Origin of the sequence: Oxynema aestuarii AP17, from assembly GCF_012295525.1 — a bacterium.
Taxonomy (GTDB): Bacteria; Cyanobacteriota; Cyanobacteriia; order Cyanobacteriales; family Laspinemataceae; genus Oxynema; species Oxynema aestuarii.
This window is the reverse complement of the sequence record NZ_CP051167.1, coordinates 5,669,775-5,686,416: the sequence shown is the minus strand read 5'-3', so window position 1 is coordinate 5,686,416 and position 16,642 is coordinate 5,669,775. Positions and strand designations below refer to the sequence as shown.

General features: G+C 50.8%; 12 protein-coding genes. 3 read left to right on the top strand and 9 right to left on the bottom strand.

Going from position 1 to position 16,642, the window contains the following annotated elements; genetic code table 11:
- Window positions 1-22: 22 nt before the first annotated feature.
- Window positions 23-691 carry an ATP-dependent Zn protease gene (locus HCG48_RS22710; protein ID WP_168571212.1) on the top strand — a complete coding sequence of 223 codons (669 nt, stop codon included), beginning with the start codon at window positions 23-25 and terminating at the stop codon, window positions 689-691.
- Window positions 692-956: 265 nt separating this feature from the next.
- Here the strand turns inward: HCG48_RS22710 and HCG48_RS22705 are convergent, their stop codons facing one another.
- The 9 genes from HCG48_RS22705 to HCG48_RS22670 all read right to left on the bottom strand — a co-directional run bounded on the left by HCG48_RS22705 (window position 957) and on the right by HCG48_RS22670 (window position 13,582).
- Entirely contained in the window at window positions 957-2,717 is a 1,761-nt protein-coding gene (locus HCG48_RS22705; protein WP_168571211.1) for a M48 family metallopeptidase, read from the bottom strand.
- A gap of 401 nt (window positions 2,718-3,118) precedes the next feature.
- Window positions 3,119-3,244, bottom strand: coding sequence for a hypothetical protein (locus HCG48_RS26605; protein WP_281362042.1), 126 nt, complete (start codon window positions 3,242-3,244; stop codon window positions 3,119-3,121).
- A gap of 241 nt (window positions 3,245-3,485) precedes the next feature.
- Complete coding sequence (locus tag HCG48_RS22700; protein ID WP_168571210.1) at window positions 3,486-3,701, bottom strand: DUF4327 family protein; 216 nt, start codon at window positions 3,699-3,701, stop codon at window positions 3,486-3,488.
- An 821-nt stretch (window positions 3,702-4,522) separates the two neighbouring features.
- Complete coding sequence (locus HCG48_RS22695) at window positions 4,523-7,618, bottom strand: transglutaminase family protein (protein ID WP_168571209.1); 3,096 nt, start codon at window positions 7,616-7,618, stop codon at window positions 4,523-4,525.
- A 126-nt stretch (window positions 7,619-7,744) separates the two neighbouring features.
- Window positions 7,745-8,518 (bottom strand): class I SAM-dependent methyltransferase, encoded by a 774-nt coding sequence (locus tag HCG48_RS22690; RefSeq protein WP_168571208.1) that lies wholly within the window; start codon window positions 8,516-8,518, stop codon window positions 7,745-7,747.
- A gap of 142 nt (window positions 8,519-8,660) precedes the next feature.
- The gene (locus HCG48_RS22685; RefSeq protein WP_168571207.1) at window positions 8,661-9,257 is read right to left on the bottom strand and encodes a zinc ribbon domain-containing protein; all 597 of its coding nucleotides are present in this window, start codon (window positions 9,255-9,257) and stop codon (window positions 8,661-8,663) included.
- A 488-nt stretch (window positions 9,258-9,745) separates the two neighbouring features.
- The gene (locus HCG48_RS22680) at window positions 9,746-11,212 is read right to left on the bottom strand and encodes a multicopper oxidase family protein (protein ID WP_168571206.1); all 1,467 of its coding nucleotides are present in this window, start codon (window positions 11,210-11,212) and stop codon (window positions 9,746-9,748) included.
- A gap of 65 nt (window positions 11,213-11,277) precedes the next feature.
- Window positions 11,278-11,430: a hypothetical protein gene (locus tag HCG48_RS22675; protein ID WP_210437112.1), complete on the bottom strand. Its 153-nt coding sequence runs from the start codon at window positions 11,428-11,430 to the stop codon at window positions 11,278-11,280.
- 316 nt (window positions 11,431-11,746) lie between these two features.
- Window positions 11,747-13,582 (bottom strand): vWA domain-containing protein, encoded by a 1,836-nt coding sequence (locus HCG48_RS22670; protein WP_168571204.1) that lies wholly within the window; start codon window positions 13,580-13,582, stop codon window positions 11,747-11,749.
- A gap of 524 nt (window positions 13,583-14,106) precedes the next feature.
- Here HCG48_RS22670 and HCG48_RS22665 point away from each other — a divergent pair.
- Both HCG48_RS22665 and HCG48_RS22660 read left to right on the top strand, forming a co-directional pair.
- A complete protein-coding gene (locus tag HCG48_RS22665; protein ID WP_168571203.1) occupies window positions 14,107-15,525 on the top strand; it encodes a cobyrinic acid a,c-diamide synthase CobB in 1,419 nt (472 codons plus the stop codon).
- A gap of 41 nt (window positions 15,526-15,566) precedes the next feature.
- Window positions 15,567-16,268 carry a Uma2 family endonuclease gene (locus HCG48_RS22660; protein WP_168571202.1) on the top strand — a complete coding sequence of 234 codons (702 nt, stop codon included), beginning with the start codon at window positions 15,567-15,569 and terminating at the stop codon, window positions 16,266-16,268.
- Window positions 16,269-16,642: the final 374 nt, after the last annotated feature.

Below are 16,642 nucleotides of genomic sequence, written 5' to 3'. Positions count from 1 at the left end.
TGTAATTCCAACCATTGAGCTCATGAGTCCAACTGCTCTTAATTTAGCGGCGATCGGCGTCTTCACGATGACCTTTTCCGCTTTACTTTCTCCCGTTTTTAATATCTCTCCCCTGCTGCCGGCTGCCGCTACATTTACCGTTCTTGGACTGTTTACTTTCGACAGTTTCAGCCTCGAAGGACAAGGCGGAACCCTCATTATCGATTGGTTCGCGCGCCTCTCTCCAGAACATCGATCGCGTGTCGTCCGCCACGAAGCCGGACATTTTCTCGTCGCCACCTTACTCGATATTCCCGTCACCGGATATGCACTCAACGCTTGGCAGGCATTTCGACAAGGACAACGAGCCCAGGGAGGGGTTCGTTTTGAAGATCGGCAATTAGCTGAAGCTTTAGAAACGGGTAAAATTTCCGCTCAATTATTCGATCGCTATTGCATCCTTTGGATGGCGGGAATTGCTGCTGAAAGTTTGACGGGCGATCGGATTGAAGGCGGTAACGACGATCGCCAAAAACTGCGCGCCATCCTCGCCCAAAATCGCCGCGACCTCACCGAAGTTCAATTAAAAGAACGTTGGGCGACCTTGCAAGCCAAAACCTTAATTGAGGCTAATTGGGAGGCTTACGAACGCTTAGTTTCCGCAATGGAACGCGGCGCAACCGTTGAAGAATGTTACCAAGAAATTGCCTAATTTCAGTTGTTATACAGCCATCCTAAACTGTTTATCTTTTAAAATGCATAGTTACGAGGCGGGCATCCTGCCCGTACTCACACAAACTACCAAAAACTATTGTACCCTGTAGGGGTTTGGTGACCAAACCCCTACTAGATTTTTTGATATTTTCTTTGTAACCAGTCTCATCGGAACATCACTGGTTTGATTCATGCAGTTTAAATGTCTAACAGCTTATTTGAGTTGTGACCTTTATCGATCGCGAGAATCCCCTGATTCCCCTCTAATCTTGCGGAATTTCGCGGGGTGTGGTGGGGTCGTTTTCGGTTTCTCCTTCGGATTCTACATTCTCCTCCTCTTGAGAAGATTCTGTTGATTCTTCCCCTTCTTCTTGCGCTTCCTCCTCTTCTTCCAGGGTAATATCTAAATCCTCTAACTCTTCCTCATCGAGTTCGTCTTTCATCAATTCGGCGACACGCTGCCTAATTTCTTGATGTCGTTCCACCCCTTCATACGCAAAACGATTATAACCGCCATTTTCGATTAAACTTTCTAGATAATCGATTCGATCTTGGGTTAACGGGTGAGAAGACATAAATCGTAAAAATGAACTTCCCTCACCATATTGTTCGCGCAGTTCTACCATCAAATTTCGCAGTCCGTCCGCCGCATAACCTGCCGAAGTCAGCAACCGGGTTCCTAAAACATCCGCTTGAACTTCCATATCGCGGCTGTAGTCCAATACTAATAAATTGGCAACGGTTCCGCCAAAAGGCAAATGACGAAACATATTACTTAAAAGGTTCCCGTGAGTCACCATTTGGAAGCCATGGGATAAGACGGCGTGGGCGAGTTCGTGGGTCAACAATCCGGCGAGTTCGGCTTCGGAATCGGTGTGTAAAATGGCTCCGGCATTCACAAAAACTTTGCCGCCAGGAAGGGCAAAGGCATTGAGATTTTTATCTTTTATGACGTAAAACTCGTATTCAAAATCATCGCGACCGCTTAGTTTTGCGAGTTTTTGTCCCAAATCTTCGATATAGTTAACAACTTGCTCGTCTTCAATCAATTCGAGATTTTCTTTGGCTTGGTTGGCGATACTATTGCCGATCGCCGATTCTCCCCGGGCGAGTAAAATTAAGGTTTCTACGGCGGAAAGCGCGCCTAATGGATTGCCTGTCAAAACGACGCTAAACGCCCCGGTCAAGACGTTACCGATCGCATTTCCGGCGAGTTGCTTGCGAACGTGAGAACGGAATTTATCAAAGTTCTCGTCGGCTAAGCGGGTGAATTCTTCGGCGTCGGGATGGTCGGGATTGAGGAGGGCAAATTGGCGCGCGGCGATCGAAGCTTCCAGCCATTGTTCGGTATTGCCTAAAACTTCTATTTTTGCCCGCAACAGTTCGGGATTATTTGGATAAAACGTGGTCGCCCGTTCTAAAACTTCGACGGCTTTTTCCGGTTGTTCGTAATGGGTATAAGCTTCGGCTAACAGTAAGTGTCCGGGAATAAATTCGGGGTCTTCTTCGACTAAAAATTCTAGGGGAACGAAAATGCGCGTTTCGAGTTTTTGTTCCCATCCCGCTTGTGCTTCGCGCCAGTAAACGCCCCCTTTTGGCGATAACTGGGTCGGGTCGGCGGTCGCGTCTGGCAAGCTGGCGATGCCTCGGGCATTTCCTTCGCTAGAAAAGGGCGGTTTGACTTGTTGGTATAAGGCTTCGGCCCCGGCAATGTCTCCGGCTTGGTAGAGGCGATCGCCCTCGGCGAGAATTTCCAATCGTTCGCGTCTGGCGGCTTTTTCAGCTTCTTTTTCGGCATCTTCTGCCGATTCTTCCGTTTCTTCTGTGGTTTCGGCTTCGTTTTCTGGTGGGGGTTCGACTTCGGTGCTTTCTTCCCTGGGACTGGTCGGTTCGATGGGTCGGGTGTCTTCCCCGTCTCTCTGGGTTAAAATTGGCTTGGAACGGGCGGGAACTTCCGCAATGGTCGGGGAAGCGATCGCCATCAGCAGCGTCAGCAGCGCGATCGATATATTCCAAGGTTTCATAGCTTTAACCTAAAGTTTTAGATTTTATTATAGATTTTCGCCTGCTTCCCACGGTTTCAGGCAGGACGTTTAGATTTCAGATTTTAGAGTTTAGATTTTAGAGTTTAGATTTTAGAGTTTAGATTTTAGATTTTAAGATCGATGTGGCCGTTCTCCAGGGCCGTTCTCTAAGATCTATCGATTCAATTCACTACGAAAACAATCAATATTCAAATAAATTTTATTTATCAAGAATGTCAGTTCCAATACTCCACCTTGATTGCAAGGTGGGGATGAATGCCAGTCAAGGATTTACTAGAGTAGCTCAAGATCCCGTTGTCAGGACGGAAATCTACGCCTAACCAAGCCGTTGAAATGCTGTGGATCGAGAACGTTGGTTCTTGCGGGTTGTTGCTACACTCTCAACGGAGTAGGGTGTGACCTTTCACAAAAGCCAGCCCCTTGTCAAAAATAGCCATTAACTGGCCAAAACCAATGCTGACAAGCTCGATATTGGCAACATCGAGCTTGTCAACATTTATAGCCATTCTCCATTGACTCGCCGATACTCTCGTGTTGTTGAATTGGATATGTTCACGAGTAAGAACCGCTAGATCTCAATTGGGGTTAACTCTTCGGTAATTCTGGCGATCGCCCTGCTGTTTACGGCATGTCCGAGATCGCATTCGGTTTTTGAATAACTCTGATGGCCTTGATGTGGCCGTTGTCTCTTATTCTAGAAACCATCAAAATCGAGGGCGTTGGTTCGCCCTCGGTACGCGATCGCGATTATTCTTCCCAAGCGTCTACCGCGAGTAATTCTTGAATCGGGTCTTGGGTGGAAAATTCAAATTCTTCTAACTCTTTTTTCCAATAACCCCATTCATCCCCATACAGAAGCGCTATTTTCCAGATGCTGTCCGTCGGCTTGAGGACTTTTGATTCCACTAGCGATCGCACTTGGCGCTGGAATTTCACCATTGGGTGAAGAACCTGCTGGGTCATAATACCTCTTTAATTTTGCAAAGACTTAGTTGTCAACAACTTTCCGAAACGGTAAATCCTAATTTTGCACGAGCTTGCCCTTCCTCTTTGCGGAGTAAATTACCGCCGAGTCTAGGCGAGCTGGGACTAGGTCCGGGGGCGCAAAAGTCAGTGGGCTACGGTTGCAAGCAACACTGTGCCTCGATCGATCGTCTGCACTAGAGACATACTAGGAAGGACGTCTAGGCTTGTTTGACTCATCTCCCCGTAAGTTGGGTTTGCGCTAGATGTCGATTCAACCCTTGGATGACACTCGTCTGGGAAATACCTTAAGGATGTGAAGTTCAGCTTTTTTCGGCTCGCGCCGACCGAGTTCCAGAGAGGATTCGCACTGACCTCGGCAGTTGCAAGGTTAGCCTCATGAAGAGCCGACGCTCATCATGCATTTGGAAGTTAGCACTTGAGAGGCTACCTCAACCATTGCAATTCGGTCGAAAAGCTCCCTATCAACTAATATCTTAACACAGTCACTTTTGGCAAGTCGATTTTTTTTCAACATTGGCTGTCAGAACTAGAACGGCAGAGCTTGACGACCGATTTGATGCGGTGCATTCGCCATCATCCGTCCGCAGTGTCGAAGCTTCACGAGAGTTAAAATCTGCTGGGGAGCGTGCGATCGCCCTAAAGCTCACGCAACTTTAGTTAAAGATAACTCCACTAGCAAAGAAGAGATTAGCGCATCGTCAGGAGCCGAGTCAATATTTGGGGGGAGTTTTTTCGGGGAGGGAGAGGAGGAGTAGGCCGTAGGGAGTCGGAGTCATCTAAACTCTAAACTCTACAATCTAAAACCCGACCCGTCGCAAATCTAGGGTATTGGGATATTCTTGACTCCGTTCTAGGGGAGGGATCTCCAAAATCCCGGGGCTGTGCCCGTGAGGGATAAAGCGGGCGAGTTGGCGCGATTGGGCTTCGCGGGAGTTGACGGGTAAGGCGGTCCACTCCATCCCATTAGGATTGTCGGCGTACAGTTGACAGCCACCGATCGCCCGTCCGACCCAGGTATCGACTAAATCGAAGGTCAAAGGAACGTGGGGGGCGATCGCCGGATGCAAGACTTGGGAAATTTTGCGAGCCCGGTAGCGAACCCCCGCGACGAACTCCCCTTGTACCCCCGTCGGTTGTAACGGAACGGGATAGCCGTTGCAAGTGACCCAGTGGCGACCGGGGACGGCTTGAGACAGTTTCACTTGGACTCGTTCCATCGAAGAATCGACATAGCGGGCGGTTCCCCGGGCGGTGGCGTCTTCGGCGAGAACGTGCCACGGTTCGATCGCCGATCGCAATTCCAAGCGCACCCCTTCGCCGACGATTTCGCCGTAGTACGGAAAGCGAAACTCTAAAAACGGCGCAAACCAGGCTAAATCGAAGGCATAACCCGCCATTTTCAACTCCAGCAATATATCGGCGAGGTCGCGTTCGAGATAGTAGGGTAAAACAAATTTATCGTGCAAGGCGGTTCCCCAGCGCACGAAAGGACGCTGGTAGGGTTGCTGCCAAAAGCGGGCGACGAGGGCGCGCACCAACAATGCCAACACCAGGGACATATCGGGATGGGGGGGCATTTCAAAGGCGCGCAGTTCCAGGAGTCCCCATTGATTGTTGGGGGCGTTGACAGGATAGAGTTTGTCGATGCAGAATTCGCAACGGTGGCGATTTCCGGTGACATCCACGAGCCAGTTGGACAGGAGTGCATCGACAACGGGGGGCGGGATCTCCGGTCGGGCTTGGATTTGGGCGATCGCAATTTCTAATTCGTACAAGCTATCGTGACGGGCTTCGTCGATGCGGGGCGCTTGACTGGTCGGCCCGACAAACAATGAGGAAAATAAGTAAGACAGACTGGGATGGTGTTGCCAGTAAGCGATTAAGCTGGCGAGTAAGTCCGGGCGCCGTAACAGAGGGCTGTCGGCGACACTCAAGCCGCCGAGGGTCAGGTGCGAACCGCCTCCGGTACCGATCCGGCGTCCGTCGAGCATGAATTTTTCGGTTCCCAAGCGACAGAGACGGGCTTCTTCGTAGAGGATCCGGGTATGACGCACGAGGTCGTCCCAATGGCTGGCGGGATGTAAGTTGACTTCGAGGACGCCGGGATCCGGGGTGATTTGGAAGCCGACCAGGCGACGATCGCGCGGTGGCGGATAGCCTTCGAGACGCACGGCGATCGCGGTTTGGCTGGCGGTCTGTTCGATCGCGGCGATTAAATCGATGTAGTTGTCGAGGATTTGGATCGGCGGGATGAAGACCCAGAGGATCCCGTCGCGCAGTTCGACGCACAAGGCGACGTTAATGGTGTGGGGCTCGGCCCGGCGAGGCGGGGGTAGGGGTTCGTCCCCTTTGCCGTCGGATTCTCGCATCAATCGATCGGCTTCGACCCAGGCGATCGCGTTGAGGGGCAAGCGATATCCGGCAGGGGAATCGCCGGGAACTAAATATAAAGAGGGGTGGGGCAGTTGCCATTCACAGGAGATCCAGCCTTGCGGACTGCGTAAAAGTGGTAGCACGTAAGCGCTCGGCTGTTGGGGAAGGGCAGGATCGCACGCGGCGATCGCACAATCGCGATCGACCCCGAGGGTATCGGCTAAGGCGAGCATGAAGCGGCGGGCGTCGGCGATCGTGGCGGAGCGATCGCCGTCGGGTTCGGCAAACAGGCTGCGATCGTGCCACAAGGGCAGCTCGTCGGCGCGCCAGTAACAGCCCAGCGCCCAGCGCGGTAAGCTTTCGCCGGGATACCACTTGCCTTGTCCGTAGTGCAGCAGACCCCCGGGGGCGAAGCGATCGCGCAGCCGTTTTAAGAGGATTTCCCCCAACCGCCGTTTGTCTCGACCCATTGCCCCGGTGCGCCATTCGAGGGAAGTATAATCGTCGATCGATACGAAGGTCGGCTCGCCGCCCATCGTCAGGCGCACGTCGGCCTCTTGCAAGGCGCGTTCTACGGTTTGCCCGAGGCGATCGATCTCCTGCCATTGCTCGTCCGTGTAGGGTTTGGTCACCCGCGATCGCTCTTCAAAGCGGGAAACGGCGATCGCGAAGTGCAGTTGACTCTCACACTGCTCGATCGATCCGGCAATTGGAGCCGCACTCACTGAGTGAGCGCTACAGAATAAGGGAATGTGTCCTTCGGCGGCTAACATCCCCGAGGTCGGATCCAGACCGACCCATCCCGCCCCGGGAAGGTACACTTCCGTCCAGGCGTGCAGATCTGCCGTATCTTCTGCGGTACCCTCCGGACCGTCGAGGGGCGGTTCGTCCGCCGCCAGTTGGATTAAATAACCGGAAACAAAGCGCGCCGCCAACCCCAAATGGCGCAAAATCTGTACGAATAACCACGCCGTATCCCGACAGGAACCGATCCGGCGATCGAGAGTTTCTTCACATGTTTGAATTCCTTCTTCGAGGCGGATTTCGTATTTAATATCTTGCTGTAATTGGCTATTGAGCGCGGTTAAAAAGTTTATGGTAAAATTTGAAGCATAATCTAAGTTTTTTAAATAAGAATCGAGTAAGGGACTGGCTTCGCTAGTTTCCAAGAAGGGCGCTAAATCTTTGGCGAGGCGATCGCCGTACTTGAAAGGATAGTTAACGGCATAATGTTCTAACAAAAAATCGAATGGATTAATCGGTTGCAGTTCGACAATCAGATCGACTTCAAACTTCAATTTTTCGGTACGATTAGGGAAGTTTAATTTTGCAAAGTAGTTTCCGTAAGGATCTTGTCGCCAGGTTAGTAAGTAATCTTCTGGAATGACTTTAAAGCTGTAACTGCAAACCGGAGTACGACAGTGCGGGGAGGGTCGCAAGCGAACCATATGGGGACCGACGGTCACCGGGCGATCGAACTGGTAGATTTTCTGATGGTTTAAGGCGACTTTGATGGACATGTAAGCTTAGATTTTAGAGGGTATTAGATTTTTAATTATCTATCTAGTAATATTTGAGGATCCGGTAAGTTTTTCCTTGTGTGGGAAGGAGAAGTGACAGCTAGGGTCACTCGCAACGACAAAAAACTAATTCATGCTCCATTTACACGAACAAACGATCGCGTAAGGGCTGGTTTCTGTAATTAAAGGAGAGCGATCGTAGTTTCCATAAATCGTTTCGATCGAGAAATTCATCGATTTTAAGAGAGTTTGAAACCCCTCTAATTCTATCAGAGAAAATCGAATGGAAACGCGATGTTCTGCGATGATGCGATCGCCTGAATCTAATTCGTAAATCGTTTGAAACCCACTAACAATTCCCGTATCTGCTGCATATTCTAAGGCGACAGATAAACGCACCGAACCCGACCCATCTAGGCGAGGAAAAGGTCCGTACTCCGTCGTACCGCGCGCGATCGCTTCAAGGCGAGTTTTGGGATTGTGCAGGGTACAAATAAACCGTCCGTCGGGATTGAGACAATCGTAAATTCCGGCGAGGGTTCGTTCTCGTTCGGCGGCGGTATGGAGTTCGTGAAAGCTTTGGAACGGTAGCAAAACCAAATCAAATTTCGAGTCTAATTGGAGATCGGCCATGTCGGCCAAAATAATCGCGGGATCGAGGGATTTTCCTGCTATTTTTTGTCGGAAAATCTCTAACATTGCCGGGGAAGCATCTACGCACGTCAAGGAGACCCCAGCTTCCAACAAAGGAATCGAAATTCGTCCAGTTCCGCAGGTCAATTCCAAGACCGAACCGTTCGTTTTTTGACATTCTTCGAGAAAGAAAGGTAAATCGTTCTCGAAGTGTAAATAAGAGTCGTAAAGATGGGCAATTTTTTCGTAATCGAGAGCAGAAGACATGACGCGATCGCTCAACCCCGTATCCTAAACGTATCCAACGTATCCTCAATTGATAGAATATTTCATTCTAACCTTGCCTGAGTTGAGGCGATCGCCTCTCCTTCAATTCCCCTAGGTTAACGATAATCGCCCTAGGGATTCTCTAATTTAAGTGATGACCGCAATTAGCACAAAAGCGATCGTCCGGTTTCACCGCCGCCCCACATTGAGAACAGAAATGACGCCCGGATTGTTGCGATCGATCCGAGGAAGAATCGCCCATTTTCATTTCCATATTTCCCATTTTCATTTGCATGGGATTGGTCTGCATTTCCATGTTCCCCATTTTCATCGGCTTCATGGGTTCCATCGGCTTCATGGGTTCCATCGGCTGCATCGATTCCATTGGCTTCATGGGTTCCATCGGCTGACTGGAAGACCCAGAAAAAGAAGCACTCGATGCTTGTTGAACTTGCAGAGTTTGAGCGTTATTTAAAGACGGTTGAGAACTCATCATGCTCATCGCGCCACCGCTTTGAAGCTGCACGAAATATTGACCCCTTTCGCTGTCAATTTGGATGACAAAACCATTGGGGGTTCGGTACAGGGATGGGGGGGCAGTCCACGATCCGGTAGAAAAGCCGTTACTCGCTTGCTGCTGTTGTCCTGCACTGCTGCTGACGAGGGTGACAACGGTTTGTACTCCCTGATTTTCGAGATAAACTTGTTGTCCGGTTCCTAGGTTGCAGGTATAAGCCACGATCTTGACCTCACGTAAATCTCCTGGATGGTTGGACGCCCTGTCTCTTGAGAGCCGGGAACAAAACCGACTCAAGCGGCATCAGAGCGCCGAGTTCCATCGGATAACTGTGGAGGGGTAGAGTTGCCCCTCCGATGGAGAGGGTTATCTCCAAAACTCCCTTTCGGGGTGATGTTTGCCTCGCCCATGTTATTGGTCGGTACTTTCCAAGTCGCACGGTCTTACCCCTCGTCGGACCGTTGAACGATTCGGTTCTAGAGCTTGAAGCTGGCAAGCACTTCAAGGTAGGTCTTTGACCCTTGCCAATAACTTAGTCCTCAAAGGATCTAGGCGGGTCAGCGACCTGAAGCTAGAGGCATGAAGCCCCCGTTCTTCAGAGTGGGGTGCTGACGGGTAATGATATCGGCGCGCCTTCATTGTAAAACAGGGCTGAAAACTTATTGGTTTGTTCGATACGCTTTGAGATAAATTGACATCAATTTTAGGATTTATTTGACGATCGCTACTTCATCTTGAATTGCTAACATTCCCATCATTCCCAAATCTTCGTGATCTAAAATATGGCAGTGATAAACCGTTTTCCCCCCAAAGTCGCGGAAGGGAATGCGGATGCGAACGCTTTGGCCGAACGGCACCAATACTGTATCTTTCCAAGCGCGATAGGGTGGCGGCGTGCCATTGACACTAGCGATTTGAAAGTGATTGGTATGGAGATGGAAGGGATGGTCCATCACTCCAGTATTGATCAATTCCCACTCTTCAACCGTATTCAGTCCTACAGTTGTATCGATGCGCTGGTGGTCGAAAGCGCGACCGTTAATTAAAAAAACCATTCCTCGACCGGGATTCATCCCGTGATTGAGCAGAAAACGGCGGGTTTGTGTCGGTTCCGGCAAGGTTTCTACGGGAATTAAGGTTTTGGGAAGGGGGAGAACGTCGGTTTGACCGTGATAAGTGATGGTGGCTAAGGTTTCGGTCACATTCGCCGAACCTCCCGGGCCGCGCCCCATCATGCCGCCCATCATGCCCATGCCGCCGCGATCGTAGGGTAAATTAAGTAAGCGATATTGGCCCGGTTCGCGATCGCCACGTACCAGAACCTCCGCCCGTTCTCCCGGAGAAAGCAGCAGTTCGCGCAATTCCACGGGTTCGGCAATAGCACCGCCATCGGTAGCGATTAAATAAAAGGGATGTTCTTCTAAAGAGAGACGGTAAAAGCGAGAACTCGACGCATTGAGCAGGCGCAACCGCAACAATCCCCCGGCAGAGAGGTTAAAAGTGGGCTGAATTTCGCCGTTGACCGTGACGACGGCGCCCTCGCGACCTCTCATTTGCGCCATATGAGCGCCCATCATGCCCCTCGTCGCGCGACTGCCGATCCTGCCCGCGTCGGGATCGTAATCTTTGAGAAGGAGGACGTGTTCTGTTGCTGCTTTAATTTCGGGGATTTCGTCGAGTTCGCCACGCACGATAAAGGCGCCTGCCAAACCGCCAAAGACTTGATCGGCAACGTAACCGTGATAGTGGGGATGATACCAGAACAAGCCTGCCGGATGGTTTTCAGGCAGGGTAAATTCATAGGTTAAGGTTTCTCCGGAGGGGATTTTTAAAAAGACGTTATCGGCGTTGCCCGTCGGCGGAACGTGCAAGCCGTGATAGTGCAGGTTGGTCGGTTGACCGATGCGGTTGGTGAAGCGCAGGCGCACGGTATCGCCGGGTTGGGCTTGTAAAAGTGGGCCGGGAATGCGATCGTTATAGCCCAGCAAGTGAAATTGACGACCGGAGAGGGTGGTATTCATCGAAAGAGCTTCTAAGTCTACATCGAGCAAACCGCCTTTCGAGGAAATCACCGTGGGAGACGGTCGCGCTTGGGTCGTGTTATTGGAGGCACAACGACTGAGGAGGACGGCGGCGACAGTCGAACCACTCAGGGTTAAGAATTGTCTGCGTTTCATGGTGTGACCTCCCCGGTTCAATTCAGGCTGCTTTTCTAGGGTAAAGTCTCCAGTTAAGGAGAAGGTCAAGGGGAAGGGGTAAATTGTCCCGATCGCGGCGATCGGGGTTGATGATACTGTAATTGGCAATTGGGCGATCGCCCCTCGAAGCTACCATAAGTCACCCTTCGATCGCCATTATCCTCGGTGGATAGCCGCCGCCACAGGAGTTGAGGCAACAGCAAGCGTTAATATCTCTCTCAGGCTCGATTAATTCCCACAATGGCAGCGACTTACAGCATTTTCCTCTGCTATGCAAAACATTTAGATCCCCCTAAATCCCCCTTAGATAAGGGGGACTTTGCTCGTTGCCCCCGAAATCCCCCCAACCATCCCCCCAACCCCCCTTTGAAAGGGGGGCGAAGGGGGGATAGGGGGCGAAGGGGGGATAGGGGGATCGGCACTGTAGCTCATCAGACACCCGAGTGCTGTAATTAAGCAAAACAAAAGGAAAACCTGTCAGAATCCCGCCCCTCAGTGACCGGGTGCTGACCACTACTGAACTAATCGGCGGATTTTTCCATAGGCAATATAAGACCCTCCCTGGGGATTTTCCTTCACTTCATCAACCACATATAAGATGCCTTCCTCTCGGATATTGCGCGGAAAACGGATGTTGTAGTCAGGATTATAGCCATCCGAAACCACTCTGGCTCGCAGTTTTTTACCGTCCTGAATACACTGAACTAAAACGCCATCTCCGACCGTATCGGTGGTTTCCAGATCGGTCGCCGTTCCTTGGGCTTTAGCGGTTTGTAGTTTTTTCCCTTTTTGAGCGGTTTTTTGGGTAGATACTTTTTCTTCACCCGGTTTAACGAGGCGGCGAATCGTTCCGGAAGCGCGATAAAATGTGCCATTCGCAGATAGGGTGATTTCATCCACGACATAGGTAACATCTTGTTCGCGGATACTGCGAGGAAACTGCACGTTTAAATCCGAATTATATCCCTCAGAAATTACTCGAACTCGTAGCTTACCTCCCACCCGTTCGCATTTAACTAAAACACCGCTATCGGGATTCGTTGTTACCTCTAACCCACTGGCTGCACCTGTTGTCGTACCCCGTAACTTTAAATCTTCGCGATCGCGGGTTTTAGTTTGATAGGATTGATCGCGCATTTCTTTGCGGATGGCGCGATCGAATTTTCGATTTTCTAAACATTGGGCATAGTAGTCCAGTTGGGCTATTTCTTCCGCAATATCAAAGAATTCATCTAATGTCTTGCGTTTGAGTTCCTCAATTGTCTCTCGCAGCTTAACCACCGCTTGTTCAAAGTTTCCTTTGTCCGCAAGAGAAACAGCTTCATCTTTCAATTTGGCAATTCTTAACTGAGAGGTTTGTTCTAAAACTTGCGGATCGGGTTCGATGTCTTGGGCTTCTGCTTCTGAACCGACGGTTAAGGTAATGGAAAACCGATCGCTAATCTCTTGAATACTCCCTTCGACAATGGTTTGATAGTCATACGTCACCGTAGCAATCGTCGTCATTCCCGATAGCGATCGCGGCGACACGGTTAAGGGAATCGCTAAGGGCTTTTGTTCGACGCCATACACATCCCCCAAGAGAACTTCTACCGTATTCCCCACTTGGGAAAAACGATAGTTATTGAGAATCTCACCAACTTCAACAAATTCTTCCGGTTGTAGCTTCACCTTGAGATTTTGCGCCACAATCGACACCAAACTTTCCATCTCAATGTCAAACACTTGGGAGGCGTCATCGGGAGACTGAATAAAATAGAAATTTCCCCGGGCGGCATTTGCTATATTAATCAGTAAATCTTCGTTAAAAGAATCACCAAACCCTAATGTTGTGGTGACAATATCCGCCTCAGCTTTTTCTAGGGCTGTTTTGGTTAGCACTTTCGGATCTCGAATCCCATAATTTGCCAATCCATCAGTTAAAAGTAAGACGCGATTAATCCGTTCCGGACTTTGGTTCGCTTGAACTTGACTGCATCCCAATAACCAGCCGCCACTTAAATTGGTGCAGCCCCGGGCGCGAATTTTACCAATTTTGGTTTTTATGGCGGCTTTATCAGTCACTAATTGTGGGGGAATAATTACCTCGGCGATGTCATCATAAATTACCACCGAAACAAAATCATCATCGGTGAGGCGATCGATAAGATTTTGGGCAGCTTGAATGGCATATCGTAGCGGAGCTCCCGCCATCGATCCCGAACGATCTAAGACTAAGCTAAGATTCAGGGGACGACGAGAGAAGTTCTGTCGATCCGACTCCGATCCTTGAAAGGTAATCAGTAAGTCTACGGTTGAGGGACTGTCTGCGGCAATTAAGGATTGACTGAGGGTATAGTTAGCTTTCATATCCACTGATTAGCGTTAAGGGTTGAGATGGAATTGTGTTATTTTAGTTTAACCAATGAAAAGGAAAATGTCAGGCTAGGAAACATTCTGCCGGAGCATTTTTACCGATGTTAATCTTGATTATTGTCATAAACAAAATTGGGGGGATAGTGGAAGATCGGGAACGATTTCAATTGTCATTCTTTGTTCCGATATGCAAAAATTGATATCCCGATTGTCTAAGATGACCGCTCGATCGCGACGTTCAATGTTCAATTTCTATCCAGCAGCCCTTTGTTTTGTTACTAAACCACTGCTAATTCATAGCTAAAGTAGGAGGTTTTTGGGGGATTTAGAAACAGTTGGTTCGGGATTTAACAAAGAAGAAGATAAGACCAGAGCTTCTCGGTTCGTCGCATCTTTTCAACAATCGTCCCGCGATCGCCGGGGGCTCGTCCGGCGCCGGGGGCGACGCTAATGGGAGAATAACAGAGGAGCGATCGTCGATCGCGACGAATCGCGTGCAAATCAAGAGAACTTCATCGATGGCTGTAGTGATTGCAGGCGAACGCAGTGGGGCGGGGAAAACGACGATCGCCCTGTCACTGCTGGCGTATTTACAACGCCAAGGATCTTCCGTTCAATCGTTTAAAGTCGGGCCGGACTATATCGATCCGATGTTTCACGAGTACGTCACCGGGCGTCCCTGTCGCAATTTAGACCCGGTACTGACGTCTCCCGATTACGTCTGTCGCTGCTTCGATCGCCACGTCCCGGCGGTCGAATTTGCCCTAGTCGAAGGGGTGATGGGCTTATTTGACGGCGTCAATGCTCCTGACGGCGATCGCCCCGAGGGCGATTTTGCCAGTACGGCCCATATTGCCCGATTGCTCGATTTACCCGTAGTGTTGACCGTCGATTGCGCCCGTCTGTCGGGTTCCGTAGCGGCGATCGCCCACGGTTACTGCCATTTTGACCCGCGCGTCAAGATCGCCGGAGTCATACTCAATCGAGTGGCGAGCGATCGTCACTGCGAACTGCTCGAAAATGCCCTAGAACCCTTGGGATTGCCGATTTTGGGCATTTTGCGCCGCCAGGACGCGATCGCCATTCCCGACCGCCATCTCGGCTTAGTTCCGACTGCCGAACTGCCCGATCTCGACGCCCTGTTCGATCGCCTCGCCCACCTCGCCGCCCGGTCGTTTAACTGGGATTTACTCTTCCCCTTATTACAAGTGGCCCGAACCCCTAGGGGCGATTGCCCTGCCCTGGCGGAGATCGCCGAGTCTGCGCGAGTGACGATCGCCGTAGCGCGCGATCGGGCCTTCAGTTTCTACTATCCGGACAATCTCGACCGCCTGCGCGACGCCGGAGCTGAATTAGTCTCCTGGAGTCCCCTCGCCGACGATCGCCTTCCCGAAGGAACGAACGGCTTATACTTCGGTGGGGGCTTTCCAGAAATCTTTGCCGAATCCCTCGCCGCCAACGACCGCCTGCGAGATCTAGTTCGGGGGGCGATCGCGGCGGGAATGCCGACCTATGCCGAATGTGGCGGTTTGATGTATTTGTGCGAACATTTAGTCGATTTTGACGGGCAAAGCTGGCCGATGGTCGGAATTTTACCGACAACGGCCCAAATGGGTTCTCGCTTGACTCTCGGTTATCGCAAGGCGATCGCCCTTCAGCCGACACCGATCCTGGCAAAGGGCGAAACCGTTTGCGCCCACGAGTTTCACCGATCGCACCTCACCCGCGAACCGCACTCCCCCATCTTCCAAAAATCCCGTTACGATCGCCCCCAACCCCTCGGCGATGAAGGATGGCACGGAACTTCTCAAACCCTGCACGCCTCTTACCTGCACTTGCACTGGGGCGATCGATCGGAAATTCCCGCTCGCTTTGTGAGCCATTGCGCCGATTTTGCTCGCTCCGAGGCATTTGCCGCCCTTCAACGGCTAAGATAATCTGAATTGAACCCGATCTCGATAGCGAACCCCTCCAACCGATGACTTCGCTCACCCCTTCTCATCCTCAAACTCCGCCGATCCTCGAAAATGGCGATTTGCTCTCCCGTCGTGAATTCGAGCGACGTTACCGAGCAATGCCCTCCGTGAAAAAAGCGGAATTGATCGAAGGAATTGTTTACATGGCCTCACCTTTGAGATTTGAAGCCCATGCCGAACCTGATGCCAACATAATCGGTTGGCTTTGGAATTACAAGATGGCGACGCCGGGAGTGCGTTTGGGCGATAATCCGAGCGTGCGTCTCGATCTCGACAACGAACCCCAACCGGATGCGGTGTTACTCATCGATCGCCCCTCTGGCGGTCAAAGTTCCCTCGGTGAGGAGGGATACATCGAAGGGGCACCGGAATTAATTGTCGAAATTGCGGCGAGTACGGCTTCGATTGACTTGCGCGATAAAAAACGAGTGTATCGACGCAATCGGGTTCGGGAATATTGGGTATGGCAAGTGATGGATCGAAAATTCGATTGGTTTGGCTTGGAAGGAGAAGAGTATATTTCCCGAGTTCCCGACGGAGACGGGATCGTTCGCAGTGGGGTCTTTCCGGGCTTGTGGCTGGCGGTTCCCCAACTCCTGGCGGGAGAGATGGGGGCACTGATGGCGACGTTGCAAGCGGGATTGGCCAGTCCGGCGCATCGAGCCTTCGTGCAGCAGTTAGAACGAGAGGGAGAAGGCAGATAACGATCGCCTGTCGGGGTTTTCTATGTCTCGCTTTTATCTGCGAACACCGACTCAATTAGATCGCTATATCTTCTCAAATCAACCCTGAAATATAAATAAAACATCCCTCAAAAGATTTATATTTATCGACAAACGGGAATCGGAATCAATCGCGATCGCCCGCCCGGATCGTGACAGAGGAAGGAAGAAAGGGTTAAAGTTATTTTTGTCGGGTAGGATGGCCGCAATGGGGTGGCAATGGCCGAAAAATTTAGAGGGGTCTCGGCGCGATCGCCCGGTTAAGTTTTAATGAAATAGAAAAAAACGATCCGGGCTGAGGCTTGAGAAACCTCATATTTTAATTTTCAATAATTGTTGTCTCTAACCAGGGAATC